At 48.0% G+C, this 21,830-nt stretch carries 23 protein-coding genes; 10 read left to right on the forward strand and 13 right to left on the reverse strand.

The features are described from left to right. Positions 1 to 343: 343 nt before the first annotated feature. Positions 344 to 961 carry an SCO family protein gene (locus F569_RS17730; RefSeq protein WP_051279818.1) on the reverse strand — a complete coding sequence of 206 codons (618 nt, stop codon included), beginning with the start codon at positions 959 to 961 and terminating at the stop codon, positions 344 to 346. 29 nt (positions 962 to 990) lie between these two features. Here F569_RS17730 and F569_RS0111390 point away from each other — a divergent pair, with 29 nt between their 5' ends. Together F569_RS0111390 and F569_RS0111395 are read left to right on the forward strand one after the other, a co-directional pair. Further along, the gene (locus F569_RS0111390; protein WP_051279819.1) at positions 991 to 2,337 is read left to right on the forward strand and encodes an ActS/PrrB/RegB family redox-sensitive histidine kinase; all 1,347 of its coding nucleotides are present in this window, start codon (positions 991 to 993) and stop codon (positions 2,335 to 2,337) included. Between the two features lie 52 nt (positions 2,338 to 2,389). After that, positions 2,390 to 2,935, forward strand: a complete 546-nt coding sequence (locus tag F569_RS0111395) for an ActR/PrrA/RegA family redox response regulator transcription factor (protein WP_324603229.1) — start codon at positions 2,390 to 2,392, stop codon at positions 2,933 to 2,935. Positions 2,936 to 2,940: 5 nt separating this feature from the next. On the opposite strand, the gene F569_RS0111400 is transcribed toward F569_RS0111395, so the two are convergent. Next, complete coding sequence (locus tag F569_RS0111400) at positions 2,941 to 5,553, reverse strand: calcium-binding protein (protein WP_026942309.1); 2,613 nt, start codon at positions 5,551 to 5,553, stop codon at positions 2,941 to 2,943. A gap of 229 nt (positions 5,554 to 5,782) precedes the next feature. On the opposite strand from F569_RS0111400, the gene F569_RS0111405 reads away from it, so the two are divergent. Genes F569_RS0111405 through F569_RS0111415 form a run of 3 tightly spaced genes read left to right on the forward strand, consistent with a single transcriptional unit; the run spans position 5,783 to position 9,524 of the window. Then, entirely contained in the window at positions 5,783 to 7,699 is a 1,917-nt protein-coding gene (locus F569_RS0111405) for a DUF3604 domain-containing protein (protein WP_026942310.1), read from the forward strand. Between the two features lie 5 nt (positions 7,700 to 7,704). Beyond that, on the forward strand, positions 7,705 to 8,553 hold the full coding sequence (locus F569_RS0111410; protein WP_026942311.1) for a peptidyl-prolyl cis-trans isomerase: 849 nt from the start codon (positions 7,705 to 7,707) through the stop codon (positions 8,551 to 8,553). Then, on the forward strand, positions 8,553 to 9,524 hold the full coding sequence (locus F569_RS0111415) for a HupE/UreJ family protein (protein WP_026942312.1): 972 nt from the start codon (positions 8,553 to 8,555) through the stop codon (positions 9,522 to 9,524). Before F569_RS0111410 ends, F569_RS0111415 begins: the two co-directional genes overlap by 1 nt. Positions 9,525 to 9,695: 171 nt before the next feature. On the opposite strand, the gene F569_RS0111420 is transcribed toward F569_RS0111415, so the two are convergent. Continuing rightward, positions 9,696 to 10,076 (reverse strand): CREC-EF hand family protein, encoded by a 381-nt coding sequence (locus F569_RS0111420; protein ID WP_026942313.1) that lies wholly within the window; start codon positions 10,074 to 10,076, stop codon positions 9,696 to 9,698. A gap of 240 nt (positions 10,077 to 10,316) precedes the next feature. On the opposite strand from F569_RS0111420, the gene F569_RS0111430 reads away from it, so the two are divergent. Continuing rightward, positions 10,317 to 10,847 (forward strand): SRPBCC family protein, encoded by a 531-nt coding sequence (locus F569_RS0111430; RefSeq protein WP_162143776.1) that lies wholly within the window; start codon positions 10,317 to 10,319, stop codon positions 10,845 to 10,847. Here F569_RS0111430 and F569_RS0111435 read toward each other — a convergent pair whose 3' ends face one another. Continuing rightward, positions 10,848 to 11,261 carry an ExbD/TolR family protein gene (locus tag F569_RS0111435; protein ID WP_026942315.1) on the reverse strand — a complete coding sequence of 138 codons (414 nt, stop codon included), beginning with the start codon at positions 11,259 to 11,261 and terminating at the stop codon, positions 10,848 to 10,850. It abuts the gene before it with no gap. Between the two features lie 139 nt (positions 11,262 to 11,400). On the opposite strand from F569_RS0111435, the gene F569_RS0111440 reads away from it, so the two are divergent. After that, complete coding sequence (locus F569_RS0111440) at positions 11,401 to 12,291, forward strand: outer membrane beta-barrel protein (protein ID WP_026942316.1); 891 nt, start codon at positions 11,401 to 11,403, stop codon at positions 12,289 to 12,291. Positions 12,292 to 12,299: 8 nt separating this feature from the next. Here the strand turns inward: F569_RS0111440 and F569_RS0111445 are convergent, their stop codons facing one another. Genes F569_RS0111445 through F569_RS17740 form a run of 4 tightly spaced genes read right to left on the reverse strand, consistent with a single transcriptional unit; the run spans position 12,300 to position 14,621 of the window. Beyond that, a complete protein-coding gene (locus tag F569_RS0111445; protein WP_026942317.1) occupies positions 12,300 to 12,560 on the reverse strand; it encodes an HNH endonuclease signature motif containing protein in 261 nt (86 codons plus the stop codon). Beyond that, the gene (locus tag F569_RS0111450; protein WP_026942318.1) at positions 12,550 to 13,236 is read right to left on the reverse strand and encodes a DNA-3-methyladenine glycosylase I; all 687 of its coding nucleotides are present in this window, start codon (positions 13,234 to 13,236) and stop codon (positions 12,550 to 12,552) included. Before F569_RS0111450 ends, F569_RS0111445 begins: the two co-directional genes overlap by 11 nt. Before the next feature lie 5 nt (positions 13,237 to 13,241). Further along, positions 13,242 to 14,030, reverse strand: coding sequence for a DUF6065 family protein (locus F569_RS17735; protein WP_051279821.1), 789 nt, complete (start codon positions 14,028 to 14,030; stop codon positions 13,242 to 13,244). Positions 14,031 to 14,036: 6 nt separating this feature from the next. Further along, positions 14,037 to 14,621, reverse strand: a complete 585-nt coding sequence (locus F569_RS17740; RefSeq protein WP_034388610.1) for a TlpA family protein disulfide reductase — start codon at positions 14,619 to 14,621, stop codon at positions 14,037 to 14,039. On the opposite strand from F569_RS17740, the gene argH reads away from it, so the two are divergent. Beyond that, entirely contained in the window at positions 14,620 to 16,032 is a 1,413-nt protein-coding gene (argH, locus tag F569_RS0111465) for an argininosuccinate lyase (RefSeq protein ID WP_233353658.1), read from the forward strand. The two genes, F569_RS17740 and argH, sit on opposite strands and share 2 nt — an antisense overlap. Before the next feature lie 15 nt (positions 16,033 to 16,047). Here argH and F569_RS0111470 read toward each other — a convergent pair whose 3' ends face one another. The 5 genes from F569_RS0111470 to F569_RS0111490 form a co-directional block, all read right to left on the reverse strand. Beyond that, positions 16,048 to 17,034, reverse strand: coding sequence for a DUF4062 domain-containing protein (locus F569_RS0111470; protein WP_026942320.1), 987 nt, complete (start codon positions 17,032 to 17,034; stop codon positions 16,048 to 16,050). Between the two features lie 49 nt (positions 17,035 to 17,083). Continuing rightward, positions 17,084 to 17,326: a DUF1289 domain-containing protein gene (locus F569_RS0111475; protein WP_324603230.1), complete on the reverse strand. Its 243-nt coding sequence runs from the start codon at positions 17,324 to 17,326 to the stop codon at positions 17,084 to 17,086. Positions 17,327 to 17,440: 114 nt separating this feature from the next. Then, positions 17,441 to 18,589, reverse strand: coding sequence for a DUF2891 domain-containing protein (locus F569_RS17745; protein WP_034388612.1), 1,149 nt, complete (start codon positions 18,587 to 18,589; stop codon positions 17,441 to 17,443). Positions 18,590 to 18,625: 36 nt separating this feature from the next. Next, a complete protein-coding gene (locus F569_RS0111485; RefSeq protein ID WP_026942322.1) occupies positions 18,626 to 19,420 on the reverse strand; it encodes a hypothetical protein in 795 nt (264 codons plus the stop codon). Next, the gene (locus F569_RS0111490; protein ID WP_026942323.1) at positions 19,417 to 20,187 is read right to left on the reverse strand and encodes a hypothetical protein; all 771 of its coding nucleotides are present in this window, start codon (positions 20,185 to 20,187) and stop codon (positions 19,417 to 19,419) included. The genes F569_RS0111485 and F569_RS0111490 overlap by 4 nt, the downstream gene beginning before the upstream one ends. A 139-nt stretch (positions 20,188 to 20,326) precedes the next feature. Here F569_RS0111490 and lptM point away from each other — a divergent pair, with 139 nt between their 5' ends. Then, positions 20,327 to 20,536: an LPS translocon maturation chaperone LptM gene (lptM, locus tag F569_RS17750; RefSeq protein WP_034388614.1), complete on the forward strand. Its 210-nt coding sequence runs from the start codon at positions 20,327 to 20,329 to the stop codon at positions 20,534 to 20,536. A gap of 6 nt (positions 20,537 to 20,542) precedes the next feature. Continuing rightward, positions 20,543 to 21,808 (forward strand): diaminopimelate decarboxylase, encoded by a 1,266-nt coding sequence (gene lysA / locus F569_RS0111500; protein WP_026942324.1) that lies wholly within the window; start codon positions 20,543 to 20,545, stop codon positions 21,806 to 21,808. The last annotated feature ends 22 nt before the right edge of the window (positions 21,809 to 21,830 follow it).

The following is a 21,830-nucleotide window of genomic DNA, read 5'->3' on the forward strand; positions in this document are numbered from 1 at the left end:
AACGAAAGTGAGAATTTCCTGAAAGTTTTCGCCCATAAAGTGAATTACGATTAACCATAAATTCAAATGAAGGCCTATTTTTTCAATAAATTCAATAATTTAGAGAGATTTAAAAAAGTCTGTAAAAAGCGTTAACGCAAAAATTTAAGATAAAAAAAACCACTCCGAGGAGTGGTAAGGTAAAGAGGTTAGGAAGTGCAGGGTTAAGTTTTAGATCAAACCTTACAGTTGGAACAGCATGAGCTGTTTCGACACTCCAAGTGATAGATGAACAGGGCTGAGGCTTAGCTGAATAAAAGCCGTGAATGTGTTACGTCAAAATTAACCATAATATCGGGGCGGTTTAATTTCCGGTTTTCAAATGCAAATTTATTCTCGCGGCCATTTCAGGAACAGTGCTCTTTCCAAAGAAGAACTCGGTGAAATTTCCATTCTTATCCATGAGATATATGATGTCAGAATGATCAACCGTGTAATCCGCCGCACTATCGGGCGTGGGAACTTTTTGGGAATAGACCTTAAAGGCACTCTTGGCGGTTTCGATCTGCTCAGTCGTTCCGGTCAATCCCGTCAGGTTTTTAGGAAACCCATTGGCGGTGACATAGAGTTTCAGGCTTTCGGGCGTATCGCGCTCTGGATCGACACTGATAAAGATGTAATTCAGCTTATCTCCATCAGGGTCAATTCGGGCTTGCGCCGCGCCCATCTTTTGAAGCGCGGTCGGGCAAATATCAGGACAATAGGAGAACCCAAAATAAATAAGCTGCGGCTTTCCAAGGGCATCAGCTTCGGTGACGCTTTGCCCGTTTTGATTGATAAGCGTATAAGCGCCGCCAATATCTGCGGTTCCCGACGTCACAGTCTTGCCGACATTGGCCGTAGGTTGACCACAAGCCGTCAGGCCGGCGGCCAGGCTCACGGCTAATGTGACAGATGCGGCAAATTTTATGATGGCTTTCATCCGGAACATCTCATCTTTATAAGGTCAATATGAACGCACCTGATTTGGCCATAAGCCCGGCTCCCGTCAAGCTCCCAACTGACGCACCCGCAATGCGTAAACGCGCGAAGACTTCGGGGCAGCTTCGGCGCAGTACTTTGGTATTGCTACGTTGGTGCGCAATCGCAGGACAATCTCTGGCGCTTTTGATTGTAACGCAAGTCCTTGGGTTTGATCTTCCGCTAGGCCCGTGTTTGGCGATGATCGGCTTAAGCATATTCGTCAATATTGTTGTGACGGCTTCATATGAATTAGAGCGCCGCGTCGGGGACCGCGAAGCCGGGCTACAGCTTGGGTTTGACTTATTGCAATTGGCCGCGCTGCTTTGGCTGACGGGCGGGATGGCAAACCCTTTTGCGCTATTATTTCTGGCCCCCGTGGTGACCAGCGCGACGACACTGAATAAAAAAGTGCTGCTAAGTCTCGGGCTTTTGGCGACGGGTTTATCCTTTGGCCTTATTTATAACAGCCAGCCCTTGCCATGGGATCCGGCCGGCAGCTTTACACTTCCTCTTACCTTTCGGCTCGGCGTGTTCAGCGCGATTATTATCGGCTCCGCTTTCACTTCACTCTATGCATGGCGCGCGACTAAAGAGAGCCGGGCGATGTCGGATGCGCTTGCCGCGACAGAGGCGGTTCTGGCGCATGAGCAAAAGCTGGCGGCATTGGGCGGCATGGCGGCAGCAGCGGCGCATGAACTTGGCACCCCGCTTGCGACGATTCAGGTTATTGCAAAAGAAATGACACGGGAATTGGAGGCCGGCACACCATTGGGAGAGGACGCCGCGCTTATGCTCTCGCAAGCGCAGAGGTGCCGCGAAATCTTGATGCAACTCTCACAGCGCGGGGATGAAGGCGACGCAATCCATGACGCGCTTTCAATTGAGGATTTGCTCGAAGAAGCCGCAGAACCTTATATCACTTTCGGAAAAGATATTTCACTAGATGTAGCAGGAGATGGAGAAGAACCAGTCTTGAAACGTCAAGCCGAGCTTCTTTACGGGCTTAAGAACTTTATCGAAAATGCGGTCGATTTCGCGAAAAGCGCGGTCGAGCTTACGGGGCGTTGGGATGAGGCGGGTTTTAGCATTATCATAGACGATGACGGTGCGGGCTTTGATCCCGCTATTTTGGGCCGGCTCGGACAACCTTATGTCAGCAAACGTCAACGGCCCAAGCAAGTCGATGAACTGGCAGGGGGGCTGGGACTAGGCGTATTTATTGCAGCAACCTTGATCGAACGCACTGGCGGAAAAGTCACATTTGGCAAATCACCGGCAGGAGGTGCCCGAATAGAACTGGTCTGGTCGCGCAAAAATGCAGGGCTTCTTCTCTAGAATCCAAGCTAAACCTTCCCCAAATGCGTATATGGTGATAAGGATGAAAATTATGACTGATTACAACATACCCGAAGATAATACTTTGCTTGTTTTGGATGATGACGGCCCGTTTCGAAACCGCTTAGGGCGCGCTCTTGAACACCGCGGATTTTCCGTCACTTTGGTTGAAACTGTTACCGAAGCTAAAGCGATTGCCACCGCCAACCCACCTGCCTTTGCTGTGCTGGATATGCGGCTTGAAGACGGGAACGGCTTGGACGTTATTGATAAGCTTCACGAAACGCGGCCTGACTGTAAAATGGTTATGCTTACTGGGTATGGAAACCTAGCTACTGCGGTCTCTGCGGTGAAACGCGGCGCAGTTGATTATCTGGCCAAGCCAGCTGATGCTGATGATGTCTGTAAGGCTTTATTAGCCGGACAAGGCGAAGCGCCTGAGCCTCCGGAAAACCCAATGTCTGCGGACCGCGTGAGGTGGGAGCATATTCAAAGAGTTTATGAGCTTTGCGGCAAGAACGTATCTGAAACGGCACGCCGGCTGAATATGCACCGCAGGACCTTACAGCGCATATTAGCCAAGCGTGCCCCCAGATAGGACGACTAAAACAGGATGGCGTCGTCCATTGGAGCCATTGACATCATGTCGTCCATAGGACTTACAGACATCACATCGTGAGGTGAGGACATAGTCATGTCTCCATTAGTATTTGAAGCTTGAGCTGTGTTGTTAACGGGGCTATTTTCAAAACTGAAATCACTTCCGTCAAAGTCGGCGACCAAAGAGTCATTCACAGTGACGCTTCCAAACATTGAAGAGATCAGGACGTGATCACCCGTTTGGGTCAATGTCAGATCGCTGAAATCGTCAACTCCCATACCCTGGTAAGTGATAACATCTAAGCCTTGTTCGAAATCAACAATGCGGTCGATGCCATGTCCATCGGCAAAGATGAAGCTATCAGCGCCGCCCTGACCTAACAGAAAGTCATTTCCTTCACCGCCAATAATAATATCATCACCGGTACCTGCTATGAGCGTATCGTGACCAGCTCCACCGTCGAGGAAGTCATTACCAGCTTGCGCGATAAGCATATCCTTACCTTCACCGCCATAAACGTCATCATCACCACTGCCGCCAAGCAAACGATCATCGCCGCCTTGGCCATCAATGAAGTCATCCCCATTAAGGCCGCTTATCAGATTGTTCACATCATCACCTGTAAGCGAATCATCATATTGAGACCCATAGAGGTTTTCGACAGATATATGTGTGTCACCACTCGCGGCTCCACCGACTGAAATATTTGCAGTAAAACTGACATTTACGGCCTCTTGAGAAGCTGAATATATGACGCTGTCCATGCCGGACCCACCGTCAAAAACCTCTTCACCATATCCAGCGATAAATTGGTCATTACCCTCTTGACCGAATAAAACGTCCTCTCCTGCACCTGCATTGATGAAATCGTCACCGGTGCCACCGTAGACTGTGTCGTCTCCTGTGCCCGCAATAATTTTGTCATCCCCATCATTACCATAAATGATGTCAGATCCTGTGCCGCCGTCTAGTAGATCGTTTCCGGCTCCGCCATGAATTTCATCATTACCAGCTTGCCCATAAAGGAAATCATCACCTTCATCACCGCGCAAAACGTCGTCATCCGTTCCGCCGAAGATGCGGTCAATTCCGCTGCCGCCATTTATGATATCAGCGCCATTTTGACCATAAAGGAGATCATTTCCGGCCATGCCATTTATAACGTCATCTCCAGAAAGACCGTGAATGATATTAAGGTTATTATCACCCGTTAGCCCATCATTAAAATTCGACCCTGAAATACGTTCTATAGAAATAAAGGTATCACCTGCAGCCTCGCCTTCGGTTCCGCCCGACACAAGATCCAGAACGACACCTGCTGTTGCGCTGCTATATGTAACGGCGTCTCTTCCGAGACCGCCATCAAAGGTATCAGCACCTGCGCCGCCATTAAGTTGATCATGACCATCACCGCCGGAGATAAAGTCATCGCCATCTCCGCCGTTTAATATATCTGCCCCGTCTTCACCAAAGAGCTGATCATCACCAGCAAGAGCGTTGATAACATCTGCGCCAAAGCCGCTATTTAGAACATCGTTACCGCTCGTTCCGTTTACTACGCCGTCTAGAACAAACGAGATATCACGTGAGGCTGTAGAGGTTTCATTTTCTTCATCCGTAATTGTCAGTGTGACAGTCCTTGTCGCGGTAGACTCTGTCTCGAAGGCGTTTTCATAAGTGACGGACTGCAGCGCAGCCTCATAAGCAGAGACAGACGCGCTACCAGTCAAAGTCAAGACACCTGTCTGGGAATCAAACACACCAGTAATACCGTTCTGATCTGTGAAGCTAAGCGTGTCATTCGCTGCATCAAAGCCAGTAGAAATACTGACAACAGCACCAGTAATGTTTCCGCTACCAAATAAATCCAAATCACTTGAGATAGAGACAGCACCTTCCATTTCCTCAAACATTAGTGGGTCTGTTTCGATGCTTCTGATTTCAGGCGGAGGATTTACGGCAAAGTTAGCAAAAATTTGCGTCGCCAGATCCGTATCACTTAAAACCCAATTTGCTGCATCCGCAATTGATGCGAGAATGTCAGCCGTAGAGCCTTCGAAAATTCCGTCATAATAGCCATTATCAATATCAGTTAAGGCCCCAAAAGACGCTTGAACTCCACCATTTAATTGCGCGTTGAGACTATCTGGTAGATTAGACAAATGCGGATTATTCAGAATAGAAAGAGGGTTCCAACCATCTATGCCCAAAGCATTGGTTACAGGGTTATCACCAAAGCTGACACCATAGATCAAGTTGTCGGCGTTAAGGTCACCTTGATAAGCGAATATTGAATCGCCGTTGGCTGACAGATCGAAATCGCCAGTGGATGTAACGCTACCGGCTGTTTCTCCTGTTGTGTTATTTGTAGCATTAAACCCGCCATCAGCCGAAATAGTGATCACTGTTCCTGCTGTTAGGTCAGATCCTGAAGTCCATTCCAGCGTACCTTCCAGAGACACAAATAGGTCTAAAAACGCGTCATAGCCTTTATCCGTGAACTTAATCACTGTATCTGCATCAATATCTTTTAGAAGGACAAAGGAAAATTCAGTATTGCCGTCTGAACCATATTGAATAATTGCTATATCACCTATTGTTAATGTCGTTGGCATTTTGGTCTCCTGGTTTGTTGTTCTTGGAGATACTCTGACATACAACTTTAAACATGCACTAAAGTTATTTACTTAATTTTTAGTTGTATATATTTGAGTTCTCAAACGACTTAATTGAAACCTCAATTACATAATTGAAACTTCAAATGACTTAGTTGAAATCTCAAATAACAGCTTTGACTCTCCCCTCTCTCTGCGTATGTTCGCTAAAAATAATAAGGGGAATAATATGCGGTATTTAATGAGCGTAAGCTTATTGGCATTTGGACTCATGGCGTGTGGGCAAAGTGAAAACACAGCCGACAAAATAGGCGAACACACCGCGGTGGGCACGACAGAGACAACGAACAAGCACACAGCTGGATATAGTGCGGATAAGAACGTCTATTTCGGTGACCTTCATATTCATACTAAAAACAGTTTTGATGCTTATATTTTCAATGTGCGCTCCACGCCTGATGACGTTTACCGTTTTGCCAAAGGTGAAACTGTGCGCCATCCGGCTGGATTTGACCTAACTATTGGCGGCGATCCGCTAGACTTTGTCGCAACGACAGATCACGGCGCCTATATGGGCATACTCCCGGCGATGGATAATCCAGACAGTCCGCTGTCAAAACTGGACATGGCAAAAGAGATGTTCGGCACGGACCCTGAGCTTATTGTGAGGGCCTTTAACAAAATTGGCGGCTCTGTGCGTAGCGGTCAGCCCTTCCCCGAAGCTTATGACCGTGAGCTCATAGACAGTACGTGGCAAAGCACGATAGCAGCGGCGGATCGTCATTATGAACCCGGACGGCTGACGACGTTTTCGGCTTATGAATATACCTCTGTTGACGGGCGCGGCCGTGAAGATGAAGGCTTTGCGGGGGGTAACCTTCACCGTAATGTCGTTTTTGAAGACGGCGCGCCCAAGCGTCTGTTCTCAACGCTAGACTCCACAAACCCCGAAGATCTTTGGTCATGGATGGATGAGCAGCGCGAAAGCGGCTTGGACGTAATGGCTATTCCGCATAATTCCAACGTCTCGGACGGTAAGATGTTTGCTATGACAAAGTATAATGGCGGCGAGATGGATGCCGCCTATTCACAGCAGCGCATTATAAATGAACCCATTGTGGAAATGACTCAAGTGAAAGGCACATCCGAAACACATCCCGCATTATCACCTAATGACGAATGGGCGGATTTCGAAATCTATGAAAAGCTGCTAGCCTCCAATGTGACCTCCAAGATAAATGGCAGCTATATCCGTGAGACATTGGCCAACGGATTAGCCCTTGAGAAAAAAACAGGCACGAACCCTTACAAATTTGGCCTGATCGGAAGTTCAGATAGCCACGTAGCAGGCGGTGCATTTGATGAGAAGGACTATTGGTCGAAAGTTGGAATCATTGACGCTACGCCGGAAAAACGCGGCTCTGTACCGCCGGGTGGTGCTAAAACCTGGGAAGGTATTGAGCGCGATGAAAATGCTGAAAATTGGTTTTCTAAATGGGGTGCCTCTGGCTTGGCCGCGGTTTGGGCTGAGGAAAATACGCGGGAGTCTATTTTTGGGGGCATGCGCAAAAAAGAAACATATGCCACCTCAGGACCGCGTATAAAATTGCGCTTATTTGGGGGTTATAATTACACTGCAGATTTGCTGAGTGACGCGGATATGGTCAGCAAAGCCTATGCGGGAGGCGTTCCCATGGGCGGTGACCTTTCGGCCTCTGAAACATCGCCAAGCTTTTTAGTCTGGGCCATGCGCGATCCGCGTAATGCGCCGTTGCAACGCCTTCAAATAATTAAAGTGTGGCATGCAGATGGCATTGCCCAAGAAAAACTTTATGACATTGCTTGTTCAGACGGCATGTCTGTTGAGCCTGAAACGCACCGCTGCCCAGATAATGGTGCGAGCGTTAATTTAGAGGATTGCTCAATTTCAACAGATAGCGGCGCGCCAGAGCTGAAAACACTCTGGCAGGATCCTGATTTTGACCCAAATATGGATGCCGCTTATTATGTGCGGGTGCTGGAAAACCCAACTTGCCGGTGGAGCACGTGGGACGCCGTCAAAGCTGGAGTCGAGCGCGCGCCTGACTTACCCCCAACATTACAGGAACGCGCCTATAGCTCTGCCATTTGGTATAATGCTAACTAAATTAAATGACGAAACTTACGCGCGAACCGCTAGTTCACTTTATAATTCTGGGGGCCCTGCTCTTTGCAGGGCATATGTTATGGCAAGCCCATGTGACCAAAGCTGATTATACGATCACAGTCACAGCCGAAGAAATGGAGCGGCAAGCCCTGATTTTTGCAGGCGAGAACCGCCGTCAGCCCACAGATGAGGATTTAAAAGCTCTTCTTTTTTCTCATGTGGAAGAACAGGCTCTCATGCGGGAGGCGCAGCGTTTGGGTCTCGGAGAGGACGATACAATTATCCGCCGCCGCCTCGCACAAAAAATGCGCTTTATTATTGAGGATACGGCGCCGCCACCTGTGCCCGAAACATCAGACCTCAAAAACTGGTATCAGGCGAATATTGATCTTTTTAAATCGCTCGAAACCCGAAGCTTTTCTCATATTTATTTAAGCCCTGAAACGCGCGGTGAAAATATCACAGCAAATGCTCAGCTCTTACTCACGCAAGTCAAAGACTCTGGTGTCGATTGGAAAACTCTGGGTGACCCTTTTATGCTCAAGCGAGATTTTAAAAATTTAAGTGCCACTGAAGTCACAAGGTTGTTCGGAAAAACTTTTAAGGCTGGCATTTTTTCAGCCACAGGCGACAATTGGCAAGGTCCTATTGAAAGCGCCTTTGGGCTACACATTGTTCGGATTAATAAGGTTCGCCCCCAAGAAACTCCCGAATTTGATATTATCCGCAGTGAGGTAGAGGCCAGATGGCAAGCAAAGACCCAACGCGCCGCCAATCAAGAGGCTCTCAAAGAAGTTATTCGTAAATATAAGATCGATGTCTTCGACGATAATGAAAACCTTATAGTTCAGTAATGCGGGTTATTCTTGGTATATGTCTCTGGCTTTGCCTTTGCCTTACAGCGAGCGCTCATGAGGTGCGCCCGGCTTATCTCAGTCTCACAGAGACGCAGCCCTCTGAATTTAAGATTACATGGAAGCAGCCCGTATTGGACGGTCGGCGCTTAAAAATTAAGCCCGTTTTTCCGCAGACTTGCCGCCAGACAGAGCCTCTCAGGAGCCGTACAAATGCCACCATTATTGAACGCTCATTTTTGACTAGCTGTTCTTTAACGGAAGGAAGAATTGCTATTAGCGGGCTAGAGCGCACACTAACAGATGTTTTCGCTGAGATTAATTATCTGTCGGGGGAGACTCAAATAGCCGTTTTGAAACCTTCAAGCGCAGATATGGCATTGGGCAGGCCGACCGGATCTCCAGCAAAACATTATCTTTGGATTGGGGTTGAGCATATTATTTATGGTTGGGATCATTTGCTCTTCGTCATCGGACTGACCTTATTGGTTGCTAGGCGACAAATATTAGGCGTCGCGACGGCCTTTACGCTGGCTCACAGTCTGACCTTAGTTATGGCTGCTCTTGGGCTCATTAATATTCCCATACGTCCCGTCGAAATTTTAATTGCGGCTAGTATTGTTTTACTGGGTATTGAAATTATTCGAAAACAAAAGGGACATAAAAGTCTTGCGACAGAGCGCCCCTATCTCATCAGCTTTGCCATAGGCCTTATACATGGCTGCGGTTTTGCCAGCGCCTTATCCGAGATTGGTTTACCCAAAGGTACAGAGCTCTTAGCGCTTCTCTTATTTAACCTCGGCGTAGAGCTTGGTCAGTTTGCGGTTGTGGGCTTGACTATCATAGCGCTTATGGCTGTTGCGAAATTTGGCCCAAAAGCCAGGCAGAATACTGAGGTTCTTTTGACATATGGCCTCAGCTCAATCGCCATGTTTTGGATGATTCAGCGTCTATCTGATTATGTCATATAAAAGCTGATAAGACATAAGAGCCGCGTTAACCTTTTGCTAAGATTTATTCATTTTGTGTTCAACTGCAAAAATTATCCTGCAATGTCTTGCCGCGTCTAGGGCACCCCCGCCTAAAGCCGGCAAGGACCAGATAGGGCCTTCCTTCCGGGACGCCCTATCTGGTTTTTTTAATTAGCCTGGTTCTTCGGTCTCTAGGTCTGTCAAATCAGTGTCTAATGACTCAGCCGTTTCAGGGACAGTTGAGGACAACAACTCTTCTTCCGTCAAAAGGCCATCCGCGTTATAATCCTTTACATTGAAGTGATCATCATAGGCGCCTGAGAGCTTTATAGCTGAATACTCAGCCTTCCCGTCCTCAGACTTCATAACCACAAAAGATACAAATTCATCGCGGTCAAGCGCCCCGTCAGCGTCAATATCAGCAGAGGCAAATATATCTACAGCTTTCGTATCAGGCTCCACAACAGGGGCGTTATCCTGAGCATGGGCCGCTAATGATCCCGTCAGTATGAGAAGTGTTGTAGCAAAGGTTAGTTTCGTTAAGTTTGGCATGAGATCTCTCCTTATTCATGCGGCCCTTCCAGCAATGTCATACCGTGACGCGCTGTGCCGGTTCGGGCAAGTGACAGGAAATTTAGGAAACAGACGGGTAAATCCTGCCCTTTTTCAGACATATTAAAGCCTAAACTGCGCATAAATATGAGATTTTTTAAGTCCCAATTTGGCCCCCTTTTCGTAAGGCTACGGAAAGGCTATATTAAATTTAAATGCTAAAACACTATGGATAGCTTTATGACCCGTCTACTAACCATGTTTTGCCTTTGGGCCGCTTTGATGATTGCGGCTTCCGCCGAAGCACAACTGCGCCCCATGGTCTATACCGACAAGACTGTGCAGGGCGGTATTGAAGAGGTTTGGACAGATTGGACGACAGCAGAAGGACTGGAAAGCTTTTTAGCGCCAAAGGCCATTGTTGAAGGAAAATTGGGAGGAGCTTATGAAGTCTGGTTTCTACCTGACGCCCCCAAAGGTCAGCGCGGCGCCGAAGACGGCGTTTTACTGGGCTGGCAAAAAGACAGCCCGGACGGATCACGTATGATCCAATTTACTTGGAAGATGCCGCCTTATATGCCAGCCATCAATGAGAGCATGACCGTTGTGCAGCTCTGGATGATCCCTGCGGGCGAGACTAAAACACGGCTACGTCTGTTTCATACAGGTTTTGGAGATACGGCCGAGTGGAGAGAGGCGGAACTCTACTTTGAAAAAGCCTGGCCGCAAATTCTTGGCACTTATGCCAAGCATTTGTCTGAAACAGATTAGCTAATTCGGCCGATCGATTTTCATTACCATGTCTCGGCCTGCCAAAGCCATTTGATCTTTAATATAGACAATGGGTTCAAGCGAGGCTTGCGCATCTGCACGCAATGAAATCACAGCATTGGGCTTCTCCGCCATAAGGCGTTCCACACGGGAGGCCACTGATGTAAGCTCCGCAATTTCATTCTCAACACTCACGCTATCTCTCGCATCGACATAAATCGAAATAGCAGGTTTCGGCTCAATCGGGAGGGCTAGGCTAGAAGGCGGCTGCGTGAAATCAAGCCCCTTTTCATTCAAGAATGTCGCTGTAACGATAAAAAATATCAACATAATAAAGACGATATCAAGCATGGGCGTCATGTCCACCTCTGCGTCATCAGAACGGCGGCTTCGGTAAGTTCTTGCGAGTGACATAATCTTTCCTCTCTTATATTTTATATTAATGTAACATAATCACATTACACTTTCAAGGCTTAACATCCTCCTAATGGCGTCATCAGAGAATTTTAAACCTTCTCGGTTAAGCATGGCATGAAATTAATGAGAGAGCGCAATGACATATCTTAAATTTATTATTCCCGCCATCGTCTTGACGGGTTGTTCTGCAGGACCAAATTTTGGTACGCATTACGGTGACAGCGCATCAGGCGGCTACGGGGATGGTTGCGGATATTCGGCGTGCCCATCACCCTATTCTGTAGGAGGGTCTAACTCTTCTATGCATCAAACTTATCCCGAAACGCAGCCAGTGTCTTTACCGATTGAATATAGCCAAGCCTATCAAGTTCAAAACGGCTATGTGCATCAAGCTCCAGTTCATAACGCCCATCCTTCGGAGCATTATGTTCAAGAACATGCACAATATCAGCAGCCTTCTGCACATGCTTATGGGACGCAGCTTGAGTCTTATAGCGGCCCGCAAAATTATTATGGATCGCAGGGTCAAGTTCCGCGCCTTCGCGGCGCCTATGGTCAGCCTAAACGCGGTTATAAATACGGAACATTAGGCGCGTCTATGTATGATGTTGACTCCGATGTTTACGGTATCCAAGGCCGATTGGGCTATCAATCTGCCAGCCTTCTAGGCGCAGAAATTGAAGGCTTTGCAGGTCTGACAGAAGAAAAAGAAACAGCCGGGGCCACAACAGTGAAAGCCGGCGTTGATTACACGGCTGGAGCATTCGGTGTACTTCGCTCACACCTGTCGCCAAAGCTCGCCGTTCATGCCCGCGGAGGTTATCACCTTACAGATATATCAGGCGAAGTTATAACGGGCGGTGTCAGCACAGACGTTGATCTGGAGCGTCAAGACGGCTTTGCCTATGGCGTGGGAGCAGAGTATTCGCTCTCAACACGCGATTTCATACGCGCTGACTATACGCGTTATGATCAAGATCTGGGCACAAACGACTCCGTATCAATTTCTTACGGACGTAAGTTTTAGACGACAGCTTATCGCGTCCGCCCGTAAAAGTCAGGCGGTCTGCGCGCAATCCATTTTATGAAGGCCCCCATATCCGGGTGAGCTTTCAGAGCCTCTATTGTGCCAAGCTTCACAAGTTCGGTTCGCGAAAAGACCTTGTGGATTTTACGGTGGCAAATCGGATGTACTAAAACGGTTTCAGTTCCCCCTTTTGATTTGGGTATGATGTGATGCTTTTCACGCTTTTGGCCCAATGCGCGGTCACAAAGCGGACAGATATTATCCGGCATCAATACTATGCGCTAAAACACGGCTCACATAAGTCAGATCTTCGCCGCATTCAGCTGTCCAGTGATTGAAGGCTTCTTGCACAGCCTGTTTCGCGCGTTTTCCAGTCGCAGGTTTATCTATAATGCCAGCATGGATAAGCGCTGCTGTGACATCATTAGAGAGAATAAAACTTGGCACACCTGAGAACCGCAAGGCATAACTGGCCGTGTTTGCACCCAAATGTGAACCATGCTTTTGCAGATAACTGAGCAAACCAACATAGTCCTCACTCGCCCAGCCGCGAATAAACGCGTCGGCACTCCCCGCCTTATTACTCATTTCAATAATCATCCGCGCATTGGGCGCAACGGTTTTTATTTTCACAGGATTACGGACAATAGCTGTGTCAGTTGTGAGGCGCTCCATATCTTCCATATCAATTTCAGCGCAGCGGCGCGGGTTGAAACTCCAAAAAGCGGCCTCGAAACCCTCCCATTTATTTTCAACCACTGACCAGTTAAATCCCGCTTGGAAAATCCGTTTGCTAAATTCAGCGAGCCAGCGGTCATCAGATTTCGGCCCAGCCTCAATCTCAACATTCGACCCAACATAGCGATTAGCAACCTTCTCCCTCAGCGCATCCTCCCCGCCATGACGGTTGGCAGCGCGGTGGAATATTGTCTCGAACTTTTCCATCTAATTTACCTCTTATCAATCGGAGGGCTAGGCCTGAAGATTGTCTGATGAGGCGCTTTCCCTTCTACACCTTTGGCCTTCACATATTGCGCATTATAAACGCCCTCTTGGCTCGGCATTATACCTTCAGCAGCCGCCTTAGAGATATTTGCTCTTTGCGCGGCAACATTTGCCGCACGTGCTTGTCCAAATTGAGTCACCTCCGCTTTAAAACCTGGATCAGAAGAAAGTGTCACGATTTCCAATTGTGTCTCATCGATCATAGTCAAAGGAAAAGGCATCACCCGCGCTAGAGGCTCTCCCTTTTTAAATGTGACAGATATATTGGGACGATTCATTTTCCAATTCACTGTAAAAGGAAATGGTAGCCAGTCGGTTCTAACAAAAGCGTCTAAAGGCTGAGCGCCATTATGTTCATGATTGGCAGGCCCGCATATATATAGCCCAAGGTCAGGAGATGTCTTGAAGAGAAAAGGAACATACCAGGTCGCAATACCGCTACCGAAATGCGAACTAGCCGTAAATAAGCCTCGCTCGGCACAATCGATTTTTATATTCTCAATTCGATCGCCACCATCCCAAAGAAGGGTGGTTTGCGCAGGATTAAGCAGTTCCCACCCCATTGTGTTAGCCGCAAGCAGGGGAATACAACGGTAAATATATCCTGCTGGGACAGCATCCATCCAATCGCGCCGAGGGGGCGAGGGTCTGATGTGATCGTCAACAATGATATTCGCCCCATCAACAACATGCGCCCGTATTGTATTTGAAGGAATATCTAAGCTTCTAGTCATTATGGATCACTCCGTCAGATAATCTACTAACGCTAGAGCTTCTTTGCTAGTCCAGTCAACCTCGCCGGGGATGCGGGCGATTTCGCGGCCTTGTCGGTTATAGAAAATACTAGTCGGCAAGCCTGGCAAAGCGAGCTTAGCGCTAACCCCATAGCTGCCGTCATGCCAAAGCGGCAGATTATTTATACCGTTCTTATCGAACCACTGCGCTGCTTCTTCGGCGGTGCGGTCAAGACTGATCGTGACAACTTCAAAATCCGCGCTTCCTTTTTCGGCTTGCAACGCGTCAAGCATCGGCATTTCTGCGATGCAGGGCGCACACCATGTCGCCCAAATGTTCACCAAAATCACTTTACCTTTATAATCGGAGAGCCGCATCTCTCTGCCGCTTGGCGATGAAAAACGCATATTAGGCTGAACGGGCGGGGCTTCCAAAGATGTTAGTTTTTTAAGGCTCCCTTCAGAATATAACTCTAAACCCGTCTTCGGTTGGCTGCAGGATTGCACGACAACCAGAAATACGGCTAGAACGCCGATGATCAGCATGAGGCGGATGGCATTCGCGACGCTAAAGAAAGACGATAAAGACATGGCTAAAAGACCTAGCAAGAAACCGAGTAAAGGCCAACAGATGTGGGGCGGACGTTTCAACGCATCCCCGGGTGAATTGATGCAGGCCATCAACGTTTCTATCGATTTTGATAAACGATTAGCGGCGCAGGATATCCGTGGCTCCAAAGCGCATTCCGCCATGCTCGCAGAACAAGGCATCATCACTAAAAAAGATATGAAAGCCATACATAAAGGCCTACGGGCGATTGAAAAAGAAATTGCTGATGGCACCTTCCCCTTCTCGCACGATCTTGAAGATATTCATCTTAATATTGAAAGCCGCCTGAAAGATCTTATTGGCGATGCGGCAGGACGGCTCCATACGGGGCGCTCGCGAAATGATCAGGTTGCGACAGATTTCCGGCTTTGGGTGCGCGATAATCTCGACCAATTTGACGCTCAACTTGAAAAGCTTATGCGCGCCCTCCTCGAAAAAGCAGCAGAAAATACCGACACGATCATGCCCGGTTTCACCCATCTGCAATCCGCGCAGCCTGTGACTTTTGGCCATCATATGCTCGCCTATTTGGAAATGTTCGCCCGCGATCGTGCCCGCATGCAGGACTGCCGCGCACGCATGAATGAAAGCCCGCTTGGCGCAGCGGCCCTCGCGGGAACGCCTTACCCGATTGACCGCAAAGCCACCGCTAAAGAGCTCGGCTTTGCGAGGCCTATGGCCAATTCACTGGATGCAGTCTCGGCACGGGACTTTGCGCTCGAAGCTCTCTCTGCGGCAAGTATTTGCGCGACCCACCTCTCGCGCCTGTCTGAGGAAATTGTCATTTGGACCTCCGCGCAATTCCAATTCATCAAACTCACAGATGCCTTCACTACAGGCAGTTCCATCATGCCGCAAAAGCGCAACCCCGATGCGGCGGAACTTATCCGCGCCAAAGTGGGGCGTATTATGGGCGCGCTCACCAGCTTGACCATTGTGATGAAAGGCCTGCCCCTCGCCTATTCCAAAGATATGCAAGAAGATAAAGAACCCGTCTTTGACGCCTTTGACGCGCTTGATCTGGGCCTCGCTGCCATGGCGGGAATGGTCACGGATATGCAGCCTAATAAAGAACGGCTCGCCGAAGCCGCAGGGGCCGCTTATTCCACCGCCACAGATCTCGCCGATTGGTTAGTGCGTAAATTAGACATGCCCTTCCGAAACGCCCATCACGTGACGGGCACCATTGTCGTCATGGCCGAAAAGCAAGGCGTGACATTGGATGCCTTGGCGCTTGAGGATATGCAAAAGGTCGAGCCGAAAATTACGAAATATGTTTATTCGGTGTTAAGCCCTCTCGCGAGCGCTAAGAGCCGTGTGAGTTATGGCGGGACAGCGCCGCGGGAAGTACGGAAGCAGGTTAAGCGCTGGCAGAAGGTTTTAGATAAATAATTTTTCGTTTAGTCGTCACTTTTTCACTACACGAATTTCCATCATATATTTCTTCCCAACTTCGGTCAGATTCCAAAAATATCCCATTCCACCATTAGTGGTTTTTGTATAACGGGTATTTACAAAACCATAGGCTTTTAGTTGGACAGCAACAGTCTGAAAGTGTTGCTCCAAGATTTTAGGAGTATACCACCCCGAAACACCCAGTTTATTCAAAGCCCCTTCAGCAAGACACCTGTTTACCTTACTGTGAGATGGATGTTGCTCTAAATATGGTGCAATTATATAGAAAATTTCTTTCCATGAGATTCGACATTCTCGCTCTCTTTCATAATGATCTCTAGTCTTGTAATTTACCTGAAAACAAAATTCAGAGTCTAAATCAGCTATACCATCTACCCTGACTGTTACTTCTTTGGGCACTTTTGACAGTTTCTGTTCTAGTCGCTCGTTTTCAAGCCTAAGCGAATTAAGGTCTTGTAGCAAACTTTCGTTCGCCACTTTATCTGCCCGCACCCAGCCTGTAGCAGGCGATGTTTTAATCGTTTTGGTTAGGCTTAATGCAACAAGTCCAGGTAGTTCGCCTATGTTATCCCAAAATTTGACAAGTCTGCCAGTTTTTACTTTGTCTCTAAAAGCCTCTAATTTTAATCTAAGTTCAGGGTCTTTTTCGGACTTTCCAAACGAGATGTTTTCAGGGGAACCGTGGACAAGCGCTATTACTTTTAATCCCTTACCAACGGCGTAATCAAATTCTTTTTCGGTATAACTTATACCGGTGTCAGTCGTGGACCCATACCGCCCACCAATGACTAAGAGATAATAATCACAATCATCGATGACCTTTTTTATGAATTCCCATTGCTCTTCATCAGCCGCTGGGAAGAGTTCCATACCTGCAGGTATACAATCCATCTCCATCAATGTTTGTATCACTTTTTGTCGCTCATCCTTTAAATCAGCATAAGTTGAACTGACAAAGACTTGGTATCTTTTGTCCATAAGTTAGGCCTTATTAATCCGCCAGCGAGGTGTTAACTGAAATATATAATTACAATCTTTTGTGCACATTAAGTAATTTCTCCAATCGCCCCTCAAGCTCCGTAATAATAAAGGCGCGTTGCACATCGCTGTACCGCGTCCACATGGCTATTTCTTCACGGGAGCGGCCACAGCCTTTGCAGAGACCTTGCTCTAGGTCGAGTTCGCATATGAGCTTACAGGGGCTTTGTATTTGCGGGGTCATGTTGAGGGTCATTGCAACACACTCCGCACTGTGTTCCCGGTTTCGCATCGCGAAGACCGGGATCCCCCTCGACCCTCTGAGAAACTATGTGGGAGATCCCGGCTTAAGGTTTTTGCAAGCAAACAACTTGCCGGGAACACAGAGTGGATGAAGGGATTTATTTTACTCACCATTCCACCCACGATCGGTCATCAGATATGTTGCAAAACTCGCCAGCCAGTGACTACCAGAATAATGCTCATCACTGACGGCGGCGACACCTGTTTCCGCGTGAATTTTCGCGGCAGCCACTAATGAGGCTTCTCGCGCATCCCCCTCGGGTAAGGCGCGGGCGATATTATAAAGGTTCCACGCACGCGAACTATTCACCCCGTCCAGATGGACGAGTTTTCCGTCACTCGCATCTTTGACGATACCGGGCGCGAGCCAATCGCCCGACCCATCCGTTGGGATGGTCGGCATAAACTCTGTGAGCCATTTTGAAAATTCATCCGCGCTCATCATGCGCCGCATGAGGTCAGCTTCCATGAGGCAAGGCGAGAGGAAGTCTTCCCCGCTAGGCTCATAGGCTAACGGACAATTCTTATCATTTAAATGGAAGGATTTAGAACGGGAAATAATTAATTGTTCCATTTCTGTATCACCAACAACGCGTGCCCAATCGAGCATAAGCCCAAAGGCAAATGCGCTCTGATTATGGGTACCAAGACGAATGGGGTAAGCGAGTTTGGGAAGCCACGCCTTGAGGCCATCGGCAATATCAATCTCCAAAGGTTCTAATATTTCCAGCCACTGCTTGGCTTGTTCATTATCCCACTCGCGAAGCTCCGCCGTCAGCTGTAAATACCACGCCAAGCCATAAGGCCGTTCCCATGACCCTGCGGCAGGGCGGTTATAATTAGCCACTTCACCCGCTATATTTTCAGCTGTGAAGCTTTGGTTTAATTTCGCAATCGCCTCTTCTCGCCACGCGGCGTCTTGGGGGCCTACGCGGAGAAGGCGGACCAAAAGCCAATGGCCATGCACGGAGCTGTGCCAATCAAAACAGCCATAAAAGGCGGGGAACAATTCTTTTGGCGTTCCAATTTCTTCGGCTGTGTCAGTCGTCCTCGAAATTTTATTCGGAAACTCCTGATGCACACAGGTAAGCGCCAAGGCGGAAAAACGATCTGCGAGATCAGGCGCAATCGCAGTCGGATATTCCAAACTGATATTTGATAAAGGTGTTGAAGGCGGCGGGTTTTCCGTTGCTCCGCATGAAGCCAGAAAAAACGCTGAAGATAAAATTATTGCTATATTTGAAATTTTCATACAAGCGGCATAGCGCGGGAATGAAACTTTGAAAAGCTATTCGTCTTCTTTCGCGTCCTCATCTTTTGAGCACTTGACAAATCTCTTCAAAGCCTTTGGCCCTGGGACAGGAGTTAAATTATAAGGCCCGCCCATAATTTTCAGCCCATCTGCACCCATGGCCTCCAGATCTTTGAGCTTAATCATAGGAACCTCGCAAAAACTTATATGCGTCAAGCCCTCTACTACCTCATCGCCTTTCATGGCCTGATATTGTGGTGTCGTCCCTTCAACATCATATTCAATCATCACATATTTAAAGCCCGGTACGAGCATGCGCATGGCCGCGGGCACCATCTTCTTATAATGTGATTTACTATCTTTAAGGCCGTCCTTTAATGTTGCGATGTCGTGATATCCGGAGTTTTTCAAATAATAGACATCATTGGATATGTTAAAACTCATATCTTCCCCGCCTTTAGGGGTTCCGATACGGCTTGGGTCTTCAGAGCAAAGCTCAGCGGTTTCGGGGGCTTTACCTATGTTATTAAAATCTGGAACACTGCCATCGGCATTCAAAAGAAAGTCTGTCTCCGTGCCAACATGACGAATGAAAATTCTTTCTGGCAGCACCCCGCCATCATTAACCGTGAATTTTGCTGTAAAAAGCATATCTACGCTGTCCCGCTTATCAGGCTCAATGTCCTCAAATTTAGAAACAAAATCCACAATGCCTTTGGCAGGAAAGCAATTAATGGCCTCACGCAACTCCGGCGCGGCATCTATATTATCTTGCGCAAAAACAGACGGGCTCAATAACAGAGCTATGAGTGCAATACTAAATTGTTTCATTCCTCATCTTCCTCTTGGCCCCAGCCAAAGCGTTTCATTGTTTTTACGCTGACGGTGGGCTGTAATTCATAAGCGCCGCCTTTGATGATAAGCGCAGAGGCGTCCATATCTTCGAGCGCCTCAAAAGAGACCACATGCATCTCTTTGTATAATTCTGCGTCCAACGGAACTTCATTACCATTGACCAACGCGAAAATTTGAGCGCCTGTTGTTCGCAAGTCATCATATTTCACGGCCAAATAATCCGTATCCGGCATAAACATACGCGCGACTGAGGGTATCATTTTTTTATAAAAACTTTTCCCGTCTTTCGTACCTTCTTTTAAGCTCGCCATGTCATGCCGTCCCGAATTATCGTGAAAAAGAGGTGACAAACCCATTTCAAAATAAAGCCCTTCATCATATTCAGGCCGTGCCGCGCGAGTTTTATCAGCCACACAGACATCACTCTCGGGATAAGCAAAGGCATTCTCGAGAAAGCTAGGCGTAAGTCCGGAGGGCTTTTCTACCGGAATATCAATCTCCCCATTATCTGTGCGAAGGAAGAAACGCTCCGGCCAAATACCGCCATCTTTGATGATAAATTTTGGATTGATATCAACATCGACCACGTCGCGTCGGCTATCTTTAACGTCTTTGAGATTATTGACAATTTTGGGAACATCTTTGGCAGGGAAACAAAAAACCTCACCGCGCAGCTTATCTGCTGCCATAGCGGATTGCGGCATCAAAACCGCCAAAATCACAAAAGCTGATAAATATTTCATATTTAATCCTAAAGGTTTCACTCTGTAAGCCAAATACTGCGCTGTAGCTCCAGTGAAACTTTGGTCATTTTACCGTGATGGTGACTCGACGCGGCCCATAACTCCTCCTAAAAGACATTCAGAATATTCGGAGACTCACATGAAACGCCGCTCACATTTTAACACGCTTATTGCCTTGTCACTCATGGGTGCCTTCGCTTTGTCAGCATGCGGGATTCGCGGGGACTTAAAAACACCGCCGCCGCTCTGGGGGGATGACAACAGAACGGCTGAACAAAAAGCAGAAGCCGTAAAAGCTGGTAAATCGCGCAGCGGCATTAGAGTAGAAGCCCCTGAACCCGTAGAATAAAACCCCATGCGCCATTTTGACTTTAAAGACGGCGAGATGTTTGCCGAAGATGTCGCCTTGCGCGAGATTGCTGAAACTATTGGCACGCCCTGCTATGTCTATTCAACGGCCACATTTGAACGGCATTACAAGGTATTTGCTGACAGTTTTAAGGGCATAGACGCCCTCGTGGCCTATTCTGTCAAAGCCAATTCCAATATCGGCATTTTAGCGAGCCTCGCCAAACTAGGCGCGGGTGCAGATGTTGTCAGCGGCGGTGAGTTACAGCGCGCTCTAACCGCTGGAATTCCTGCTGATAAAGTCGTATTTTCAGGCGTTGGTAAAACTGCTGATGAAATGCGCATCGCCCTCACAGCAAGTATCCGCATCTTTAATGTTGAAAGCCTGCCAGAACTTTACGTCCTTAACAGCGTTGCTGCGGAGATGGATGTCAAAGCGCCTATTGCTTTCAGGGTTAATCCTGACGTTACGGCGGGCGGGCATGAGAAAATTAGCACTGGGAAAAAAGAAAATAAATTTGGCATTGCCTGGAGCCAGGCAGAACGGGCCTACGCCGAAGCTGCCGCGCTTGAAAATATCGAAATTGTCGGCGTGGATGTTCATATCGGTAGCCAAATAGATGATTTAGCGCCTTTTGAGAAAGCGATTAGTAAAGTCGGCGAGCTTATTTCCCGCCTACGCACCAATGGACATAATATCCGCAGCTTTGACATTGGCGGAGGCTTAGGCATTCCTTATGGCGACAATTCCATCACGCCCCCACCGCCGGACCAATATGGCGCCATGGTGAAGCGCCTGACGGCGGATATGGATGTCGAAATGATATTCGAACCGGGCCGCATGATCTCAGGCAATGCCGGAATTTTATTATCAAAAGTGCTATACGTCAAAGAAGGCGAAGATCGTAAATTCCTCATCATAGATGCCGCAATGAATGATTTGCTGAGACCGGCTCTATATGATGCTTATCACGAGATCGAAGCCGTCAAAGCCCCCGGTTCTGATTATGAGGACATCTCTTACGATGTTGTCGGTCCAATTTGTGAAAGCGGCGATACGTTTACGAAATCTCGTGAGCTGCCTGAGATGAAAGCGGGCGACCTGCTCGTCATGCATTCGGCGGGAGCTTACGGCGCGTCGCAATCGAGCCAATATAACACCCGTCCCCTTGTCCCCGAGGTCTTGGTCAAGGGCAGCCAGTTCGAAGTCATCCGAAAACGGCCTACAGTGGAAGACATTCTTAAAACAGAGACCGTGCCGAGCTGGCTGTAATTGCCGCACTATATCTCCGAAA

It is taken from the genome of Hellea balneolensis DSM 19091 (genome assembly GCF_000428525.1).
GTDB lineage: Bacteria > Pseudomonadota > Alphaproteobacteria > Caulobacterales > Maricaulaceae > Hellea > Hellea balneolensis.